Consider the following 15,998-nt stretch of genomic DNA (forward strand, 5'->3'; position numbering starts at 1 on the left):
CTCAACATTCCCTTTAGAACGGGTAGCCGATGGCGATGTTGAGGAGCATGCCGTTTTCGCCATTAAACTTGCCGTTGAAGTCTCCCAACACGAAGCGGTCTCCCTTTGGGAGGTAAGGCACCCTGACCGGAATACCCACGTCAAAGCGTACTACGAAGAAGTCCACATCCACGCGTAATCCAAAACCGGTACCAACGGCTATTTCACTGAGAAAGGTGTTCGGGTCGAATTGGGGTTTCTCCTGGCCTTCGTTGTCCCGTGCCTCGTCCATGAGCCAGATGTTACCGGCATCCACGAATACGGCCCCTTTAAAGAAGCCGGCAATAGGGAAGCGGTACTCCAGGTTAGACTCCAGTTTTATGTCACCGAGCTGGTCGAAGTAGGCAAAGGCATACTCGTCGGGAACGTTGTAAGTGCCAGGACCAATGCTGCGCGCCCGGAAGGCCCGGATACTGTTAGGACCGCCAATGGAAAATTGCTTTACATAGGGTAGCACCGTTGAGTTGCCATAGGTAAAGCCTGCACCCGCTACCAGGCGGGCTACTAACTGACTCTCTTCCGTGATGTTCCAATAGTACCTGAAGTCATTCAAAAAGAGGGAGTACTGCGAGTAAGGCTGCCCGAGCAGCGTGCGTGGCTCTTCTGCAGTCGGGGGGGCTGCTCCGAGCAAGGACTGTATCCCACTTACCACATTACCCGATACATCAATTGTCAGGTGGTTGAAGACCTGGTGGGTACGCTCCGGAAAGACCTGGGTGGTGTAGGTAAGCTCGTACACGGGCCCTATGATAAACTGGTTCCGGAAGCTGCGCAGCAGGTAAGGCTGGGTTTCCAGTATCTCGCTAAATGCCTCTGTTACGTTACTTAATCGTACATACTGCAGGTTGATGGGGGATATTTCATGGGTAAGCGTTTGCTTTGGCCGCCAACTGTAGCCATAGGAGGCGTTATAAGAGTTCATGCGGAAGAACTCAACCCTGCTGAGCAGGTTAAACCCTGCCGCAATGGCCGTGGTAGGCACGTACAGGGTACGCAGGTTGGGTAAGTTAAAGGGAGATACAATGCGTGGAATTGTGATGCCAGCCTGTATGCCTAACTCATAAGAGTTAAGGGAGTTGTTGCCTGCTACCGGAACACCCTCCGGAGCATCTCCCGCACTTCTGCCCCCTACCTGCGTCTCAAACCGGGCGGTGCCTTCCACGGTTAAAAGCTCAGAACCTTTAAAGGCATTGCGGTTGCGGAACGAGACGGACAGCCCGGGGCCAGCAAAGTTGTTTGTCTTTCGCACGTACTTTATTTCAGCCCGCAGCGCTTTTTTAAGGGCAGGTGTCAGGTAGATATAGGCGTCCAGCATGTGGTTTTTAAGATTGTCCCGCTCAAACTCCACGTTTACGTACTTGTATGCTGGCAGCCCCAGCAGGCGGTTCGTCGTCAGGAGCACATCCTGCCGGGTATAAAGGCTATCCTGTTCGAGAAAAACACCCCGCAGCAAGTGGCGTGCCCGCACGTAGTTCTCGTTCGGGATATAGTGATAGCCCTTATAGTCGATGGTGTCAGCCACAGAAAGGCTGTCGCCCAGCGAGTAGTTGGCAAAGATGTACACATCATCGATCTTGTAGGGGTGCAGTGCGCGGCGCGGCGCGGAGCTTTTTATCCGCAACAGCACATCCACCTGCCTGTCCCCAATAAGTGAATCGACACTAAAGATGAGCAGGTCAGGGCTGAAATAGTAGTAGCCTTCACTTTTAAGGATGGAGTCGATTCGTGCCCGCTCGGCGATCATGGTCCGCAGGTTATAAGGGGTGCCAGTCTCTAACAGGGAGCCTTCCCGGGTCTGCTGGATGTCGCGGTAAACAGGCACGTCCCGTCGGGCAGGCAAAGAGTCAGGCTCCACCAAAGTGTACTCTATATTGCGGATTGTGTAAGGCTCACCTATAAAAGCTGCCCAGTTGATGACCGCTTTCTGGTTTTCAACAATGGCGTTACTCTGTATGTTATTGTTAAAATAGCCCCTGTTGTGCAGGCGGTTGCTCATGATCTCGTTCAAGGCGCTGGTGTCTACCTCTGAGAGCAGGACCGGCTCCTCTCCAAACTTCGTCTGAATCCAGTTCTTGATGCCCTTGTCCTTTTCGGTGTAGAAGGTGTTGTAGATCCATAACTTAGGGTACAAGCCCAGGAAAGAGGTGTTGGGCTCGGGCTTCACAACGCGGGCCAACTCAGCTTCCAGGTTCTGGTCTCTTTTGGTGCTGGCGTCTTCGCCTACTACTTTCACACTGTAATCAACAAACAGGGCGTCTCCTTCTGGCACATACTTGGTAACATTACACCCCGAAACAAGCAGTACTAACAGTAAGAGCGACAGTACTGGCAGGCGTAATAGTTGTTTACAAGGTATGGATGGTGTCATGGGTAATCTTTTCTGCTATCTGGTTTCTGTTGTCATAATTTCCTCTTCTCTTCTCAGTTTTTCTTTTCTGCGCCTGTTCTCGAGCGAACGGAACAGGTCCGAAAAATTATTGTACTCACGCTGATAGATCAGGGCGGCCCCGGTTGCGCGGACGTCTCCCTCGAGGAAGTCCTGGAACTGGTTGCGCTGGAAAGCCTGTACCCGCAGGCGGCCGTCTTCTGTCAGCGAGTACTCCACCGAGATGTCGCCGCCAAAGCCGCTTACGTTTCGGTTCTGCTGGCTTTGCCCTTCCAGTCCGATATCCGTTCCTACCCGTACCGTCAGGCGATCATCGAGGAACTGCTGGCGCAGGGCAACATTGAGGTCTGTGCGTCCCTCAGCAGAACCCGAGGAGAAGTCCTGGTATGAATCTACGCCCAGCTCCAGCCCCAGGCCCCCCGCGTACTGCTGGGTGAGCTGGTTGAGTTGGTCGGTTAGCAGACCGCTGAGGCTGTTGCGGGCCGTGCCCTCAAAGCCACCGCCAGAGCTCTGGAGTGGGTCCGGTGCCATGAACCTGCCCAGCACAAGCAGCGAAAAGACCTGCTTGTTCAGTTCTGCCACATCTTCCTCCAGGGCAGCCAGGCTGGCGGTGACCTGCGCGGGTACATTGCCACGCTCCTCTTCCGGGAGCTCAATCTCAAAGTTTATCTGGGGCTGTAATATGTCGCCCTCTACGTTCACATAAACCAGGAAAGTGTATTGGTTGCGGAGAGCAGGGTTGTCTGTGCCCACTGCCTGGGACGCAACGAGTTCGCGTGGAGCTGCCTCTACGGTATAAACAGCTGTGATGTTCATGTCCGCTTGCAGGGGATCGCCCGTCCAGGTGATGTAGCTACCGTCTGCTATGGCTAGCTCGCGGGACACCAGGTCGTAGAAGTCCATGCTGTAACTGCCTTCCGACACCTCGTAGCGGCCTGTCATGTTAATTTCGCCGCTGGGCCGCATGCCAATAAACAGCGGGTCGGCAGTACCTCGCACCACCAGGTTGTCACCGGTAATAGGGTCAATCACGATCGAGATAGGGGTAGCGTCGGTTACGTATAGCTCTACTTCCACATCAGCCCCCACAAAGCCCTCTACCTCCACAGAGTCTTCTTCGTACCCGGTCCCCACAATGCCGGTTAGCGACTCGTTCAGGTTTACAAACTCTACCACGCCTTCCCGCTCGGCGGCGGCAACCTCATCGGCCGGAACCACGGCGGTGAACTCAGAGCCATCGAGCACGCGCACCTCGGCTCTGACTACGGGCAGTGCCAGGGTTCCGGATATAGCAGCATCCGCGGCTACCAGCACATCGCCGTAGTACAGGTCATTGTCGGCGGCGGTAGAGCTAAGGGCCAGGAAGCGGTCTGTCTCCACCGTCAGGTCGAACTGGAAGTCCGTGTAGTCCTGTGTCAGCATTCTGCCCTCTACCACCAGTTCGTTATTGAGGGTGTCGGTGAGTACAAAGTTAGGGAAAAGGATACCTGCTTCATTAAATACCAGCTGCTCATCATCTACCCGGTACAAGGAGCCGAGCATGGTGATGGCAAACTGCGCTTGGTCAAAATTCAGCTCGCCTATGATGTCCGGGTTGTCTAAGGTGCCGGTAATGCGCAGGTCGCCCTCTGCCGCTCCGTCCATCGCCTCGACCATTCCCGCCGTGAAGCCCTGCAGGGAGGCCAGGTTCAGCCGGTCGATGTTTGCCCTGAGGTTAAGCAGGGTGGCGTTGGGCTGTGCCTCCAGAAATCCGTCTATCACCACTTCGTTGCCGTTGTCTGTCAGCAGTGCGTCCACATTGTAGCGGTTGCCGGGCGCGCTGCTTGCTTCCACAGCCAGGTCTCCTACCATGGAGCCGTCGTAAATAAAGTCTTCCACCTGCAGGTCTGAGGTAAAGACAGGCGAGCCTGTGAGTATATCCCGTAAAGTGGCTTCTCCGTTAATGGTGCCGGCAATCAGGCTGGTATCCTGTGGCTCCTGGAACGTGCTTAGCATATAGGCAATGTCCACGTTATCGAAAGCAACATGTAGCGGTGCATTGGCAGTTACAGGGCCGGTGCTGTTAAGGGCGATGGCACTGGCGCCATGGCTTAGCACCACGTTGTTAGCATAAAGCAGGTCCGAGCCGAACAGCAGGTAGTTGCCGGGGGGCACGTCCCAGTCATCGCCGTTGATCACGACGGCATCCGGATCAAAGGAGAAGCGGAAGCCCCTGCCTTCGCTGGTCAGCACGCCTCCAAGCACCAGCTTGTCGTCGTTCAGCACGCTGTCTCCCGCAATTGCCAGGCGCACAGCCAAAGAGTCGTCACGGGCAGCCCCCTCCAGGCCTATATGATCTACCGTAAAGTCCGGCGTCACGAAGGCATCTAAGGTAACATCATAACTCAGGCTGTTTTCATCTCCTGTTACCTGCAGGCCTAAGCCCCGCATCACGTAGTCGGTGTACTCTATCAGTGGAATTCTTCCGTACATTTCGAACTCCTGGGTCTCGCTGTTATAAGCCCCCGTGATGGGGCCGCTCTGGAGCTGCTGCAGGCCCGGCACAAAGGCCGTGAGAATGCGGGTCTGCTTGGGGTTCAGGGCAAAAGTGAAGTCCTCCAGGTTCACCCCAGCAGGGTAGGGAGGGTCTGGCTGCAGGTCGAAGTAGGTAGAGAAATACTTTTGCAGGGCCACGGGCAGCGTGGCGAGGGTGTTTTCGAAACGCACCTGCCCGTCCAGGACGTCAGACCGGACGTCCAGCTCTGCTATTTCCCCGGTCTGTTCCAATGCCATCACCAAGGTGTCGATAGGGAATACCTCTTCGGCGGTGCGTATGACCAGTTGCTCTGCTGTTAGCACTCCGCTGAGCTTGGCAGGGTCTACTCCGGTAAACCTCCCCTCCAACTGCCCTTCTACAGCAAGCGTGTCCGGGTAAAAGTTGAGGGCGTGTAGATTCGCTTCTTTCAGGGCGAGGTTAAAGGCATACGCAGGCTGCAGCGTATCGCGCATGTTAAACTCGCCTGTCAGGGCAAAGGCCAGGTTCTCGTCCTCTGCCACGGCACTTACCTGGTAAAGGCTCCTGTTAATCTCAGCCTCAATGTCAATGTCGTTGTAGGTATAGTTGTTGTATTCGAAGATTATGATCTCGGCATCAACATTTGCTACCATCTCCGCAGGAGTGGTAAGCCCGGTGCCGGTGGCTTTGGCGGCAAAGGCAATCTCTCCCAGGCCAAGGCTGTCTTCTATCACCTGCCCAAGGTCAAAGCCAGTGGAGCTAACCGTAGCGGTGAAGCGCTCGTTCGGACCGGTGTCTATGTCTACATCAATGTTGCCAAAGGAGCTCTTAAGCTGGGTATTCACGTCAAAGGAAGTGAGGGAGCCGGTGTAGTTTCCTTCCAAACTGATTTGGTTGGGTAGCCGGAAGCCTTCAGGAATAGTGCCTGCGGGTAGCAGGGCCTGTACATCGGTCCGGGTGGTGGCAAAGCGGTCTATGTCCAGGTCGAGGTAGAGGTTCTCAGGGTCCATGGCGTTGCGTATTGTGCCGCTCACATCCACATAGGTGTTCTTAAGGCCCGCCACCTGTAAATCCTGCAAACGTAGGTTATCGAGTGTGCCAGTTACTTCAGCCTCCACTTTAACCTCGGAGTTGACAATACTCTTAAAGGCAGGGTCTGCCGCTATGTCCGGCAACAGGTACTGTATGTCCTGAAGCCCTATAACGGTGTTGTTGATGTCTGCCCTTACACCAACCAACGATGGGCGTTCGGTAATGGCTTCCAAAGAAGGATACGTAATGGCCAAGTCGCTTTGGATAAGACTGTTGTTCGTGCGCAGGTCCAGGTTGCGCAGGCTGGCACTGGTCGTATCCACTTCAATGAGTGCCTGGAAGTTCTCTATTTCAAAGCCGCTCTGTTCCTGTAGCGTCAGTTGGTTCAGGTCTACGTGGAAGCGGTTGAGGCTGTAAAGGATGTTCTCCGCATCTACCACAACATCGGTAAAGAGCAGGTCGTTGTAGTTCATCCCTTGTGGCTGCTCGGGTGCACCCAGTACCTCAAAGTCCACGTCCAGGTAGGTAACGTCAAGCTCTCCTAAGGTTACAAGCCAGTCCATGGGCACTGCGTTCGGGTCGTTCACGATCTCATCGGGTTCCTCTGGTGGGGCTTCCGTAGAGTCGTTCGGCACCTCGCCATCCATGGCATACAGCACCGAGGTGTTGTGCAGGGCAAAGCTTTTCAGGTCAATCCGGGCCTCTTCCAGGTTAATGTCGTGCGCCACCAGCTCCGACTCGCCCAGCTTCAGCTCGGCCCGCTGTCCTGCCGGCCTGCTGATGTAGGTCAGCAGGATATCCTCCAGCGCCACCCGGTTCAGCCCAAAATCCAGTTCCAGTGGCTGTGGGGCGTCTTCGCTTTCGGGGGGGAGCTTTGTTTGTTCGTAGTAGGCCCAGGTATTGCTTAGCTCGATCTCATCCACCAGGTAGCGCTGCTCGTCTAGGTTAATTTCATCCATGGAGGTATACAGTTCCCCGATGCGTGTGCGCACAAAGTTGCCGCCGGCTTCATCCCGGAAAACAAGGTACACGTCATCGAGCCGAACTTCGTCAATGCTGATCTGCATGGCGGCCGACGTGTCGGCTGGTTGTGTGGCGGCGGTGTCCGTGGGAGCGAAGGCCTCCATGATAAAGTCGTAGTTCGTGGAGCCGTCCTCGCGGATGTGCAGTTTCACAGTGGCCTTTTGCAGGGAGATATCGCCTAAGTCCAGGTTTCCGGAGAGCAGGGCCAGGATGTCCAGGTCGGCGCCCAAACGTTGGCTGTACCAGAGGGTGTCCTGCTGCTGATCCTCCACATACACGTCCTGCAGTACCCAGGTATTCCCGAAGTCAGTGGTAAAGCCGCCGATGTCTACCTTGGTGCCAAGCGTGTCCTCGAGGTAGTCGGCCCCTTGTTGGGCAAGGTAATTTTGCACAGCGGGGAACTGCAGGGCAATAACAATCAGAATAAGAAGACCCGCTACAATGGCAAGTGGCCAGAGTATGATCTTTAAAATGAGGCGTCCTATGTGTTTAGCAGAAGCGATAACTATTCATTCGTAAGGTGCTCTGCTATTTACGGAATTGTATAAAGATGGATGGGGAAATGAGAATTGCTAAATTGTAAACCCTTTATTTAAAATGATTTATAGAAGGGAGGAGGGTGGTAAAAGGAGGGGAAACTGTTTTTATACTTCTGGGCATAAAGCCACAGAAGTATAAAAATTAGCTTTCTGGTATTACACAGAAAGAATGTTGACCATGTCAATAAACTGCGGGTTAATCACCTTGTCTTTTGTAATGGTCTCGATGAATGGAGTGTACACCAGTTCAGCGTTGATAATACCGGCCATTACGTTTTTGCGACCGGTTAACAGACCTTCCACGCAGGCTATGCCCAATTGGCTGGCCAGCATCCGGTCTGCCGCTGTAGGGGAGCCGCCGCGCTGTACGTGGCCCAGAATGGTAACACGGGCATCCATGTGCGGAAGCGCCTGCTGTACTTTCGCGGCCACCTCTGTTGCACTGCCTGCCTCGCCACCCTCGGCGATAATAACGATAAAGGAGGTTTTCGAACGGCGCCAGCCTGTACGCAGTGTCTCCACTACATATTCGATGCTGGTGTCTGTCTCCGGGATCATCACGATCTCTGCTCCACCACCAATGGCACAAGGGATAGCGATGTAGCCAGAGTCACGGCCCATTACCTCGATAAAGAACACACGGTCATGGCTGTCGGCGGTGTCACGGATCTTGTCGATGGCGTCCAGAGAGGTGTTCACCGCCGTGTCGTAGCCGATGGTATAGTCGGTACCGAACAGGTCGTTGTCGATAGTGCCTGGGGCGCCAACAGTCGGGATGCCATACTCTTCAAAGAAGATGTTCGCTCCCGTAAACGTACCGTCGCCGCCAATCGCCACTAGGCCATCGATGCCATGCTGCTGAAGTTGCTCGTATGCCTTCCGGCGCCCTTCCTTCGTCATAAATTCTGTGCTGCGCGCAGAACGAAGAATAGTACCGCCTTTCTGAATGATATTGCTTACAGAATGAGACTCCATCTTGTAGATGTCGCCTTTGATCATACCATTATAGCCACGTCGAATACCGTATACCTCCAAACCACGATAGATGGCAGTTCTTACTATTGCTCTGATGCAGGCGTTCATGCCTGGAGCGTCACCGCCGGAAGTAAATACGCCAATTTTTTTCATGGTTGATGTTGTATATAGTTATAATTTCTATTCTTGATAAAATTAATTGTTAAGCGTTGCACTTATGGTAAGAGGTGCTTTTGGCCTCCCTGCCTACCCACTTTCAAGGCGCAAGTTAAAAACAAGAAACAAAAGTTAAAAAAAGGACTAAAAGCAAGACCTTAAATATAGGAAACCGTATGTAATACCGAAATGTCCGCAGAGGCCGTCAGGCAGCAGGAAAACTCACCGGAGAGACTATTCTTGGTAGCGCTACGTTTCATATTCTGTGGCACTTACAGTGTCAGTGCAAAATAAATGTCGAAGTTAAAGTAATCTAACCTATAGAGGCAACGTATGTTCGGTTTTTTTGAGAGCGAAGAAACAAAAAGGTTAAAAAGCCACATTACAAACCTGGGTGCATTGGCCAAAATTGATGGTCATTTGGATCCTACGGAGATGAACTTTATTATATCGATCGGAACGAAAAATGGGATGAAGGCCGAAGAGGTACGTCACCTTATCTCCAACTCGGCTGAGTCAGACTGTCCATCCCCCTCTAACGACTCGGAACGCTTCGACCAGATCTACGACCTGGTCGAGATGATGCTGGCCGACGGCATCGTGGATGAGAACGAAATGGATTTCTGTATCAGCATGGCAGCTAAGCTTGGCTTTAAGAAGTCCATTGTGGGGGTGCTGGTGCGCAGGATCACGACAGGGGTAAAGGATGGCCTGACACGGGACAGCATTAAGCGCGATACGCAGTCCTTCCTCAATTACTAGCGAGTTTCTTGCCCCAGGCCTAGCCTATTGAGCCGTAGGCAAGCGTAAGCTGCAGGGTAAGCTTATTCCGCTATCACAACTTCCTTAAACTGGCCATTGGTAAAGATAAAGGCGGTAACGTTATCTTCCATGCCGAGTGCCACCACATCATACGGTATGTCCAGTTCCTCCGCTGTCTCCACGCTCAGGATCTCCTCGTTTTCCTCAGCCAGGTACAGGTAGTAGAGGCTCTGAAGAACGCCCCGCTCATTAAAGAGAATATCCCGCTTTAGTTCGTGCAACTGATACACGCCTTCTTCTGTGTGGAGGGCAGCCAGCACAATGACTTCCCCATCTTTCTCTAACTGCAGGGCCACGTCCTGCAAGTTATCGCCATTAAAATCACCCCGTACGATGAAGGGACCCTGTGGCAGGGCCGCGCCTCTTTCCTGCGCACCCTCAGCCAGTGTAGGCTGCTCCCAACCCTGATACTCCGTTGTTAGCTGCTGCATGAGTGGCTGTGGCAGCGGCACAGTGGGGGATACGTTGTTTTCGTCTGTCCTCAGGGCATCCTTGTTTGTACTGGCAATGGAGTCCAAAGCTTCCGGTACCGGGACCACATCTACCTGCTCATCTGCCACCTCCTCGTTTTCGGGAGAGCAGGAAAAGGCCAGCAGCAGGAGTCCCAGCATGTATGCTATGTTTTTCATGATGTCTGCGCTTGTATCTTTTATGTTTACTATGGATGGGGGCATGCTGTTACATGGGCCAGAAAAGGGGCACCAGCAGCAGGATTACGGCTACGAGCAAAAGGGTAAGGGGGGAGCCTATCTTAATGAAATCCCGAAACTTGTACTTGCCCGGGCTGTAGACCAGGATACAGGCAGGCTCAAAGGGCGTAACCAGCGACACGGAGGCGGCCAGCATAATAGCAATAGCAAAAGTCCGGGGGTCGGCGCCTAGTTCAATGGCGGTGCGAAGGGCGACAGGCACAACGACCAGCGCGGCGGCGGCATTGGACATGGGTTGGGTCAGGAGCACCGTGAGTACCACAAAGCCCGCCAGCACGCCTACCTTGCCCATAGGGCCCGCCAGGGTCACAATTCCTTCTGCCAGGAAGTCTGCCGCCCCTGACTTCTCCATGGCTGTTCCGAAAGCGGTCATACCGCCAATAAGGATCAGGAGCCGGAAGTCAATGGCCGCATAGGCTTTCTGTGTGCCAATACAGCGGAAAAGGATGCTCGCCATGGCCCCGAGCAGGAAAGCAATGGAGAGAGGCAGTAGCTGGAGGGTGCCCAGTAAAATGGCGCCCGCCAGGCAGGCAATCGCCACCAAGCCTTTCCGCTTTTTGAAGAGCGTGGGCTCAAACTCATCCAGCAGGGCCACATTGCGGGACACGCGGAGCTGGTTCAGGCGCTCAGAGGAGCCCTGCACTAGCAGCAGGTCCCCCAGCTGCAACTCAATGCTGCCTATCTTGCTCCGTAAGGTTTCGCCGTAACGCGAGATGGCAATCACGACCAGGCCGTAACGCTGCAGAAAGTTAGCCTCTTTTACCGTGCGCCCGATCAGGTTCGACTGCCGGACGACCAGCAGCTCTGCTAAGCGGATGCTGTCGGGCTGCAGGTCTTTCTCCAGGATGGCGTCGGCCATAATCTGTATGCCTTTTGTCTCCTTTACCTTGATCAGGTTGTCCAGGTCTCCCTCCACGAGTAAAATATCGTTCGCCTGAATGCGGGTGCGGAAGTCGGGCAGGAAGTTCTCGTGGTCCCGGATGATGTTGAGCATCCGGAAGTGGAGCGAGGTAAGGTCTGAGGCAAACACCAACTGGCCTACCAGGGGGGAGTCGGGCAGCACTACGATTTCGGAAAGGTACTTTTGCAGCTTGTACTCTTCGGTCAGTTGCTGGTCATCGTTGTTGGGCAGCATGCGCTGACCAAGGGTCATCATGTACAGCATGCCCACGGAAAAGATAACCGCCCCAACCGCTGTGATTTCAAAAAGGCCAATGGCGGGCAAGCCTGTCTTGGCGAGGTAGCCGCTGACCGCCACATTGGTGGAGGTGCCAATAAGCGTGCAAGTGCCCCCCAGAATAGCCGAGAAGGCAAGCGGCATTAACAGCTTGGAAGCGCTGATGTTAACGCGCTTGGACAGCCCTATGAGTGGTGTTACAAACATAGCCGTCACCGTGGTGTTGTTCATAAAGGCCGATACTACGCCTGTAATGAGCATCACCACAAAGAGCATCAGGTTGGAACTGCGGTGCGCCAGTTGGACGAGCCGGATAACGACAAAGTCCAGAATGCCCGTTTCCTGCAGCGCGGCACTTAGGATAAAGATCGAGGCGATAACAATGATGAAGTCACTGCTAAAGCCATCAAAAGCCTCCTCCGGCGTAATAATGCGGGCACTGGCGAGAACGGTGAGCATCACCAGCGTCACGATCTCGACAGAGTACTTCTCCGTAGCGAACAACACCACAGCGATGACCAGCAATGTCAGCACAAGTGCTATTTCCATAAAGTTTCCGGTTGCCTGTACCTTCGGCGTAAGGTGCAGTTCCGGCTTTTACGTGCAAGTGCCTGTAAACGGTGGTAATTCCGGACAGAAATTTACTTGTCGTACAACTGTTTGTACTAGTCGTACAACTGTTTGTACTATAGGTGTTTATCTATTGCACTTCCTCGATGGAGCGCAGGATGATCGCGCAGGCCTCCCGGATCTGCTCTTCTGTAATGACAAGCGGAGGGGCAATGCGCATGGAGTTGTCGCAGAACAAAAACCAGTCGGTGAGCACGCCATTGAGGATGGCCCGGTCAATCACTGCCTTTAGTACCTCAAACGATTCGAACTCGGCGGCCATCATCAGCCCGCAGTTGCGGATCTCTTTGATGCGGGGGTGCACGAGCAGCTCTTTAAACAAGTCAGCCTTTGGTTGCACCCCGGCCAGCAGGTTTTCCTCCTGTATCGTTTGCAGGGTTGCCAGCGAGGCGGCACAGCTTACAGGATGCCCGCCAAATGTGGTACAGTGCCCCAGGATAGGGTCTGTCTTAAAAGCGGCCATGACTTCCTGCGGGGCAATAAAAGCGCCGATCGGCATACCGCCTCCCATCCCCTTGGCACAAAGTAAGATGTCTGGCTCTATGCCAAACTGCTCGAAGGCCCAGAAGGTGCCGGTGCGGCCAAAGCCGCTTTGTATCTCGTCCAGGATCAGCAGGGCGCCTACTTCTGTGCAGCGCTGGCGGAGGTGCTGGAGGTAGTTGTCTGTGGCTACCCGCACACCGGCTTCTCCCTGCACCGTTTCTATGATCACAGCTGCCGTGCGGTGGGTAATGTCCTCGAGGTCGGGGAGGTGGTTGTAGCGGACGTGCCGGACATCGGGCAGTAAGGGGCGGAAGGCATTTTTAAAGCTCTCGCTACCGTTTACAGACAGGGCACCTTGTGTGGACCCATGATAGGCATTACGGCAGGAAATGAGCTCTGTCCGGCCGGTGTAGCGCTTGGCGAGCTTCAAGGCACCCTCCACTGCTTCTGCACCGGAGTTAAGCAGGTACACGTTGTTAAGGCGCTCCGGAAGCGTACTGGTAATAGCCTGCGCCAACTGAGCCTGTGGGGCCTGTACAAACTCCCCGTACACCATCAGGTGCATGTATTTATCCAGTTGCTCGTGGATAGCTTTTAATACCTTCGGATGCCGGTGCCCTACATTGCTCACGCCAATACCAGAGATCAGGTCCAGGTAGCGTTCGCCTTTGGTGCCGTACATGTATATGCCCTCTGCCTTCTCCACTTCAATCATCAGGGGGAAGTCTGATGTCTGCGCCACGTTCTGCAGAAATAGTTGCCTCATCGAAATCATAGGACAAAGGTACGGAAATTAGTAGGAAGGGAGGAAGGAGTGGGCGAAGCGAAACATGCAAGTCATGCTCTCTCCTTCACAAGCAGGAACAGTTAGGAAACCAGCAGCAGAACTGCCAGCAGTACAAAGAGCAACAGGGCAATGAGGTAACACTTGTACTTGCCAATCTCTGCCAGCATGCCTGCAAAAGAGGCTGGTGTTCCGGGTGGGGAGGGGGACAGGGTTTCGTAAAGCTCCTGAACTTTTGGAAAATCCTCTTCGGTGAAAAGGTAACGGGCAACCGGAACGGAAAAGTTGTTCGTGTCCTGTAGCCGGTAGGGAATATTGTGCTCCAGCAGCGCCCGCTCGAACTGTATTTGTTGCAGGGAGCCCGGATAGAGGGATATACTGTAGCGCGGGTTTATTCGGTGCCATGCCGCTGCTGTACCAGCCGGCTCCTCTTTAGCGCTTGCCAGTTGTCCTTGAATCAAACTAGCAAGTTCGGAGGCTTTCCCTCGCTTTTGCACCTCTTCCAGAGCGGCTGACACCTCCTCTTGGCGATAGGCGTCCTTGTTCAGCACCACCTCAAACAGTTGCTCATCGGAGTAGGCAGCAAAATGGTCGGAGTGGTTAGAGTGCATGTGTTCAGGCTAGGGGTTATCGTAATAAGTACGGGTAACAGGGGAGAAGGCTATAAGCAGGAGCCGATCAAGTACTCAGAAAGAAGGAAGACCTTTGTGATTAAGCGGGCAGCAAGTCACAAAACCAGAAGCCGGTATCAAAAGCGGGTTTGTCCTCCTTCTTAAAGCAGTTATCGTCCTTTTCCTTGGCAGGCATTCCATAGGTTTTTCTTACTTTCTCACCCAAGGTATAATGTACAGGCGCTTTAAAGAGCGGGCCGTCAAACACAAAGGTGTGGAACTCGCCGTTCTCGCCGGCCGGGTCTACCGTGGAGGGCAAGTCCTGCAGAAAAGCTTCGTCGAAATGCCTGCCAACGAAGCTGGAATCCAGCAGCCGTTCGTTCACGCACACCACTACGGCCCGGTAGCCCAGGGAGATAAACTCCTGCGCCAGTTCCAGGGTATCCCGCCCCCAAAGCGGGAACACGGCTTGCATGCTTACCTGCTGTAGCTGCTGTTCCCTGTACATACGAAGGTCCTCCAGGTTAATGTCGCCGAATACAGCATGTGCTATGCCTGCTTGTTTCAATGGTTGCAAGGCCTGTTCCATGGCTTCGTTATAGGCGCTCATGCTGGCCTGCTCGGGGAGCATGACCTCTTGCAGGGGGAGGCCTAAGCTGAACGCCTGTTGTTTCAGCAGTTCCTGCCTTACACCATGCATGCTCACCCGCCCGGTAGCACCACCAAGGGTTGTGAGCAGGCTATGCACCTGGTATTTCTTTTCTTTTAAAAGGTGGTGCAGGCACAGTGTGGAGTCCTTGCCGCCGCTCCAGTTAAAAATGCTCGGTATCAAAAGAAGTTGGATTAAGGGAACAGTTGCTTTGGCCATGAAGGTAAGTAAAAAAGCCCAAAGCGCTAGTTGGCTGACGCTAAATGAAGACGCGGGACAGACCTGAAAAAGGGTAGGCGGTTAGCAGAAAAGCCTGTGGCGGAATACATTTCCGCCACAGGCTTTTTATCAAGGGTAGTTGTTGGTGTTATCGTGCGGATCATCATGTTCCGGGTCCACGGTAGGGGGCATGCCGGCCATAACCCTGTTATGAGAATAGGGCCTGTTAAGGGGTGGCTCCATTTGCTGTCGGATGTACCTGTTCCGCTGGTAAGTGTTGTCGTTTCTTTTGCTGAAAGCCGCCCAGGCTAAGCCAGCCAGCGCCACGGCCCCAGCAACTGCTAGTACAGTGGGAACGGGGTTGCTGACCGGTGGTGGTACGGACACTACGCCTTGCTCGTCGGTTACAGCCGGCTCATGTACATACCGGCCGCTTTTAGGAACTTCCTTTAACCAGAAGTCTTTTACCAGGTCGTCCAGCTGTCTGCGCAATTCTTCCCCTTTCATCGGCAAGCCATGGCCTGTGGCTGCTATTTCGGGGCTTAGGTTTGCCAGTTCGTCTATGGAGTGGTGGGCAGCGCCCCAATCGGGGGTAAAGTAGGCTGGAGGACCGTGTACCTCCCGCTTTTCCGTCATCACGGCAATGGCCGATTCCCCATCACGGGTTACAAAAGCATCCCCGGCAATTAAGGTGCGGTCCTCGCCCCGGAAAAAGGAAACATGGCCCGGGCTATGGCCCGGTGTGTGCAGCCAGCGCCAGTGCGGTAAGCCAGGCACTGTACCGTCCGGAGGTAACAACTCCACATGGTCGCGGATGTTGATGGGTTTTTTGGGGTACATAAAGGCCATGTAAGCCATTGCACCTCCTCCTACGGAAGAGTCCGGTGGCGGATAGTTTGACTGGCCGGTTAAGTACGGCAGCTCCAGCGGGTGTGCAAATACCGGCACTTCCCACTCTTCAGCCAGCTCTTTCACGCTGCCAATGTGGTCGAAGTGCCCGTGCGTCAGCAGAATAGCTTTCGGCCTGTTGTTCTCTCCGAACAGGCCTTCCGCCATTTCTTTTATTTTAGAAGCACTGCCCGCCACACCGGTATCAATCAGGACCCAGGAACCGTCTGGCTCAGCTACAAAATATAGGTTTACAAAAACGGTTTTAAGGCCCCACACCAGGGGGGCCACCGAAAAGTTTTGCCTGTTACTGCCAAGGGTGTTGCCCATAAATGCCTCCTTATCTGATTGTTTTATGAAATATAGTAAAATCAGCTTAAG

Annotated in this window: 10 protein-coding genes; 1 reads left to right on the top strand and 9 read right to left on the bottom strand. The window is 53.9% G+C overall.

Going from position 1 to position 15,998, the window contains the following annotated elements:
- Positions 1-13: 13 nt before the first annotated feature.
- The 3 genes from tamL to pfkA all read right to left on the bottom strand — a co-directional run bounded on the left by tamL (position 14) and on the right by pfkA (position 8,641).
- On the bottom strand, positions 14-2,407 hold the full coding sequence (gene tamL / locus CHB92_RS18820; RefSeq protein WP_089320787.1) for a translocation and assembly module lipoprotein TamL: 2,394 nt from the start codon (positions 2,405-2,407) through the stop codon (positions 14-16).
- A gap of 15 nt (positions 2,408-2,422) precedes the next feature.
- The gene (locus tag CHB92_RS18825; protein ID WP_308701864.1) at positions 2,423-7,483 is read right to left on the bottom strand and encodes a translocation/assembly module TamB domain-containing protein; all 5,061 of its coding nucleotides are present in this window, start codon (positions 7,481-7,483) and stop codon (positions 2,423-2,425) included.
- A 186-nt stretch (positions 7,484-7,669) separates the two neighbouring features.
- Entirely contained in the window at positions 7,670-8,641 is a 972-nt protein-coding gene (gene pfkA, locus CHB92_RS18830; RefSeq protein WP_089320789.1) for a 6-phosphofructokinase, read from the bottom strand.
- 336 nt (positions 8,642-8,977) lie between these two features.
- Between pfkA and CHB92_RS18835 the strand changes: the two genes are divergently transcribed.
- Positions 8,978-9,406 (top strand): tellurite resistance TerB family protein, encoded by a 429-nt coding sequence (locus CHB92_RS18835; RefSeq protein WP_089320790.1) that lies wholly within the window; start codon positions 8,978-8,980, stop codon positions 9,404-9,406.
- A 62-nt stretch (positions 9,407-9,468) separates the two neighbouring features.
- Here the strand turns inward: CHB92_RS18835 and CHB92_RS18840 are convergent, their stop codons facing one another.
- The 6 genes from CHB92_RS18840 to CHB92_RS18865 all read right to left on the bottom strand — a co-directional run bounded on the left by CHB92_RS18840 (position 9,469) and on the right by CHB92_RS18865 (position 15,947).
- Complete coding sequence (locus CHB92_RS18840; protein ID WP_144266344.1) at positions 9,469-10,095, bottom strand: hypothetical protein; 627 nt, start codon at positions 10,093-10,095, stop codon at positions 9,469-9,471.
- A gap of 49 nt (positions 10,096-10,144) precedes the next feature.
- Positions 10,145-11,902: an SLC13 family permease gene (locus CHB92_RS18845; RefSeq protein ID WP_089320792.1), complete on the bottom strand. Its 1,758-nt coding sequence runs from the start codon at positions 11,900-11,902 to the stop codon at positions 10,145-10,147.
- Positions 11,903-12,053: 151 nt separating this feature from the next.
- Complete coding sequence (locus CHB92_RS18850; RefSeq protein WP_179223108.1) at positions 12,054-13,241, bottom strand: aspartate aminotransferase family protein; 1,188 nt, start codon at positions 13,239-13,241, stop codon at positions 12,054-12,056.
- Between the two features lie 92 nt (positions 13,242-13,333).
- The gene (locus CHB92_RS18855) at positions 13,334-13,861 is read right to left on the bottom strand and encodes a hypothetical protein (RefSeq protein ID WP_089320793.1); all 528 of its coding nucleotides are present in this window, start codon (positions 13,859-13,861) and stop codon (positions 13,334-13,336) included.
- Between the two features lie 100 nt (positions 13,862-13,961).
- On the bottom strand, positions 13,962-14,693 hold the full coding sequence (locus CHB92_RS18860) for a Dph6-related ATP pyrophosphatase (protein ID WP_089320794.1): 732 nt from the start codon (positions 14,691-14,693) through the stop codon (positions 13,962-13,964).
- Between the two features lie 165 nt (positions 14,694-14,858).
- Positions 14,859-15,947, bottom strand: coding sequence for an MBL fold metallo-hydrolase (locus CHB92_RS18865; RefSeq protein WP_089320795.1), 1,089 nt, complete (start codon positions 15,945-15,947; stop codon positions 14,859-14,861).
- Positions 15,948-15,998: the final 51 nt, after the last annotated feature.

Source organism: Pontibacter ummariensis (assembly GCF_900188175.1).
Taxonomy (GTDB): domain Bacteria; phylum Bacteroidota; class Bacteroidia; order Cytophagales; family Hymenobacteraceae; genus Pontibacter; species Pontibacter ummariensis.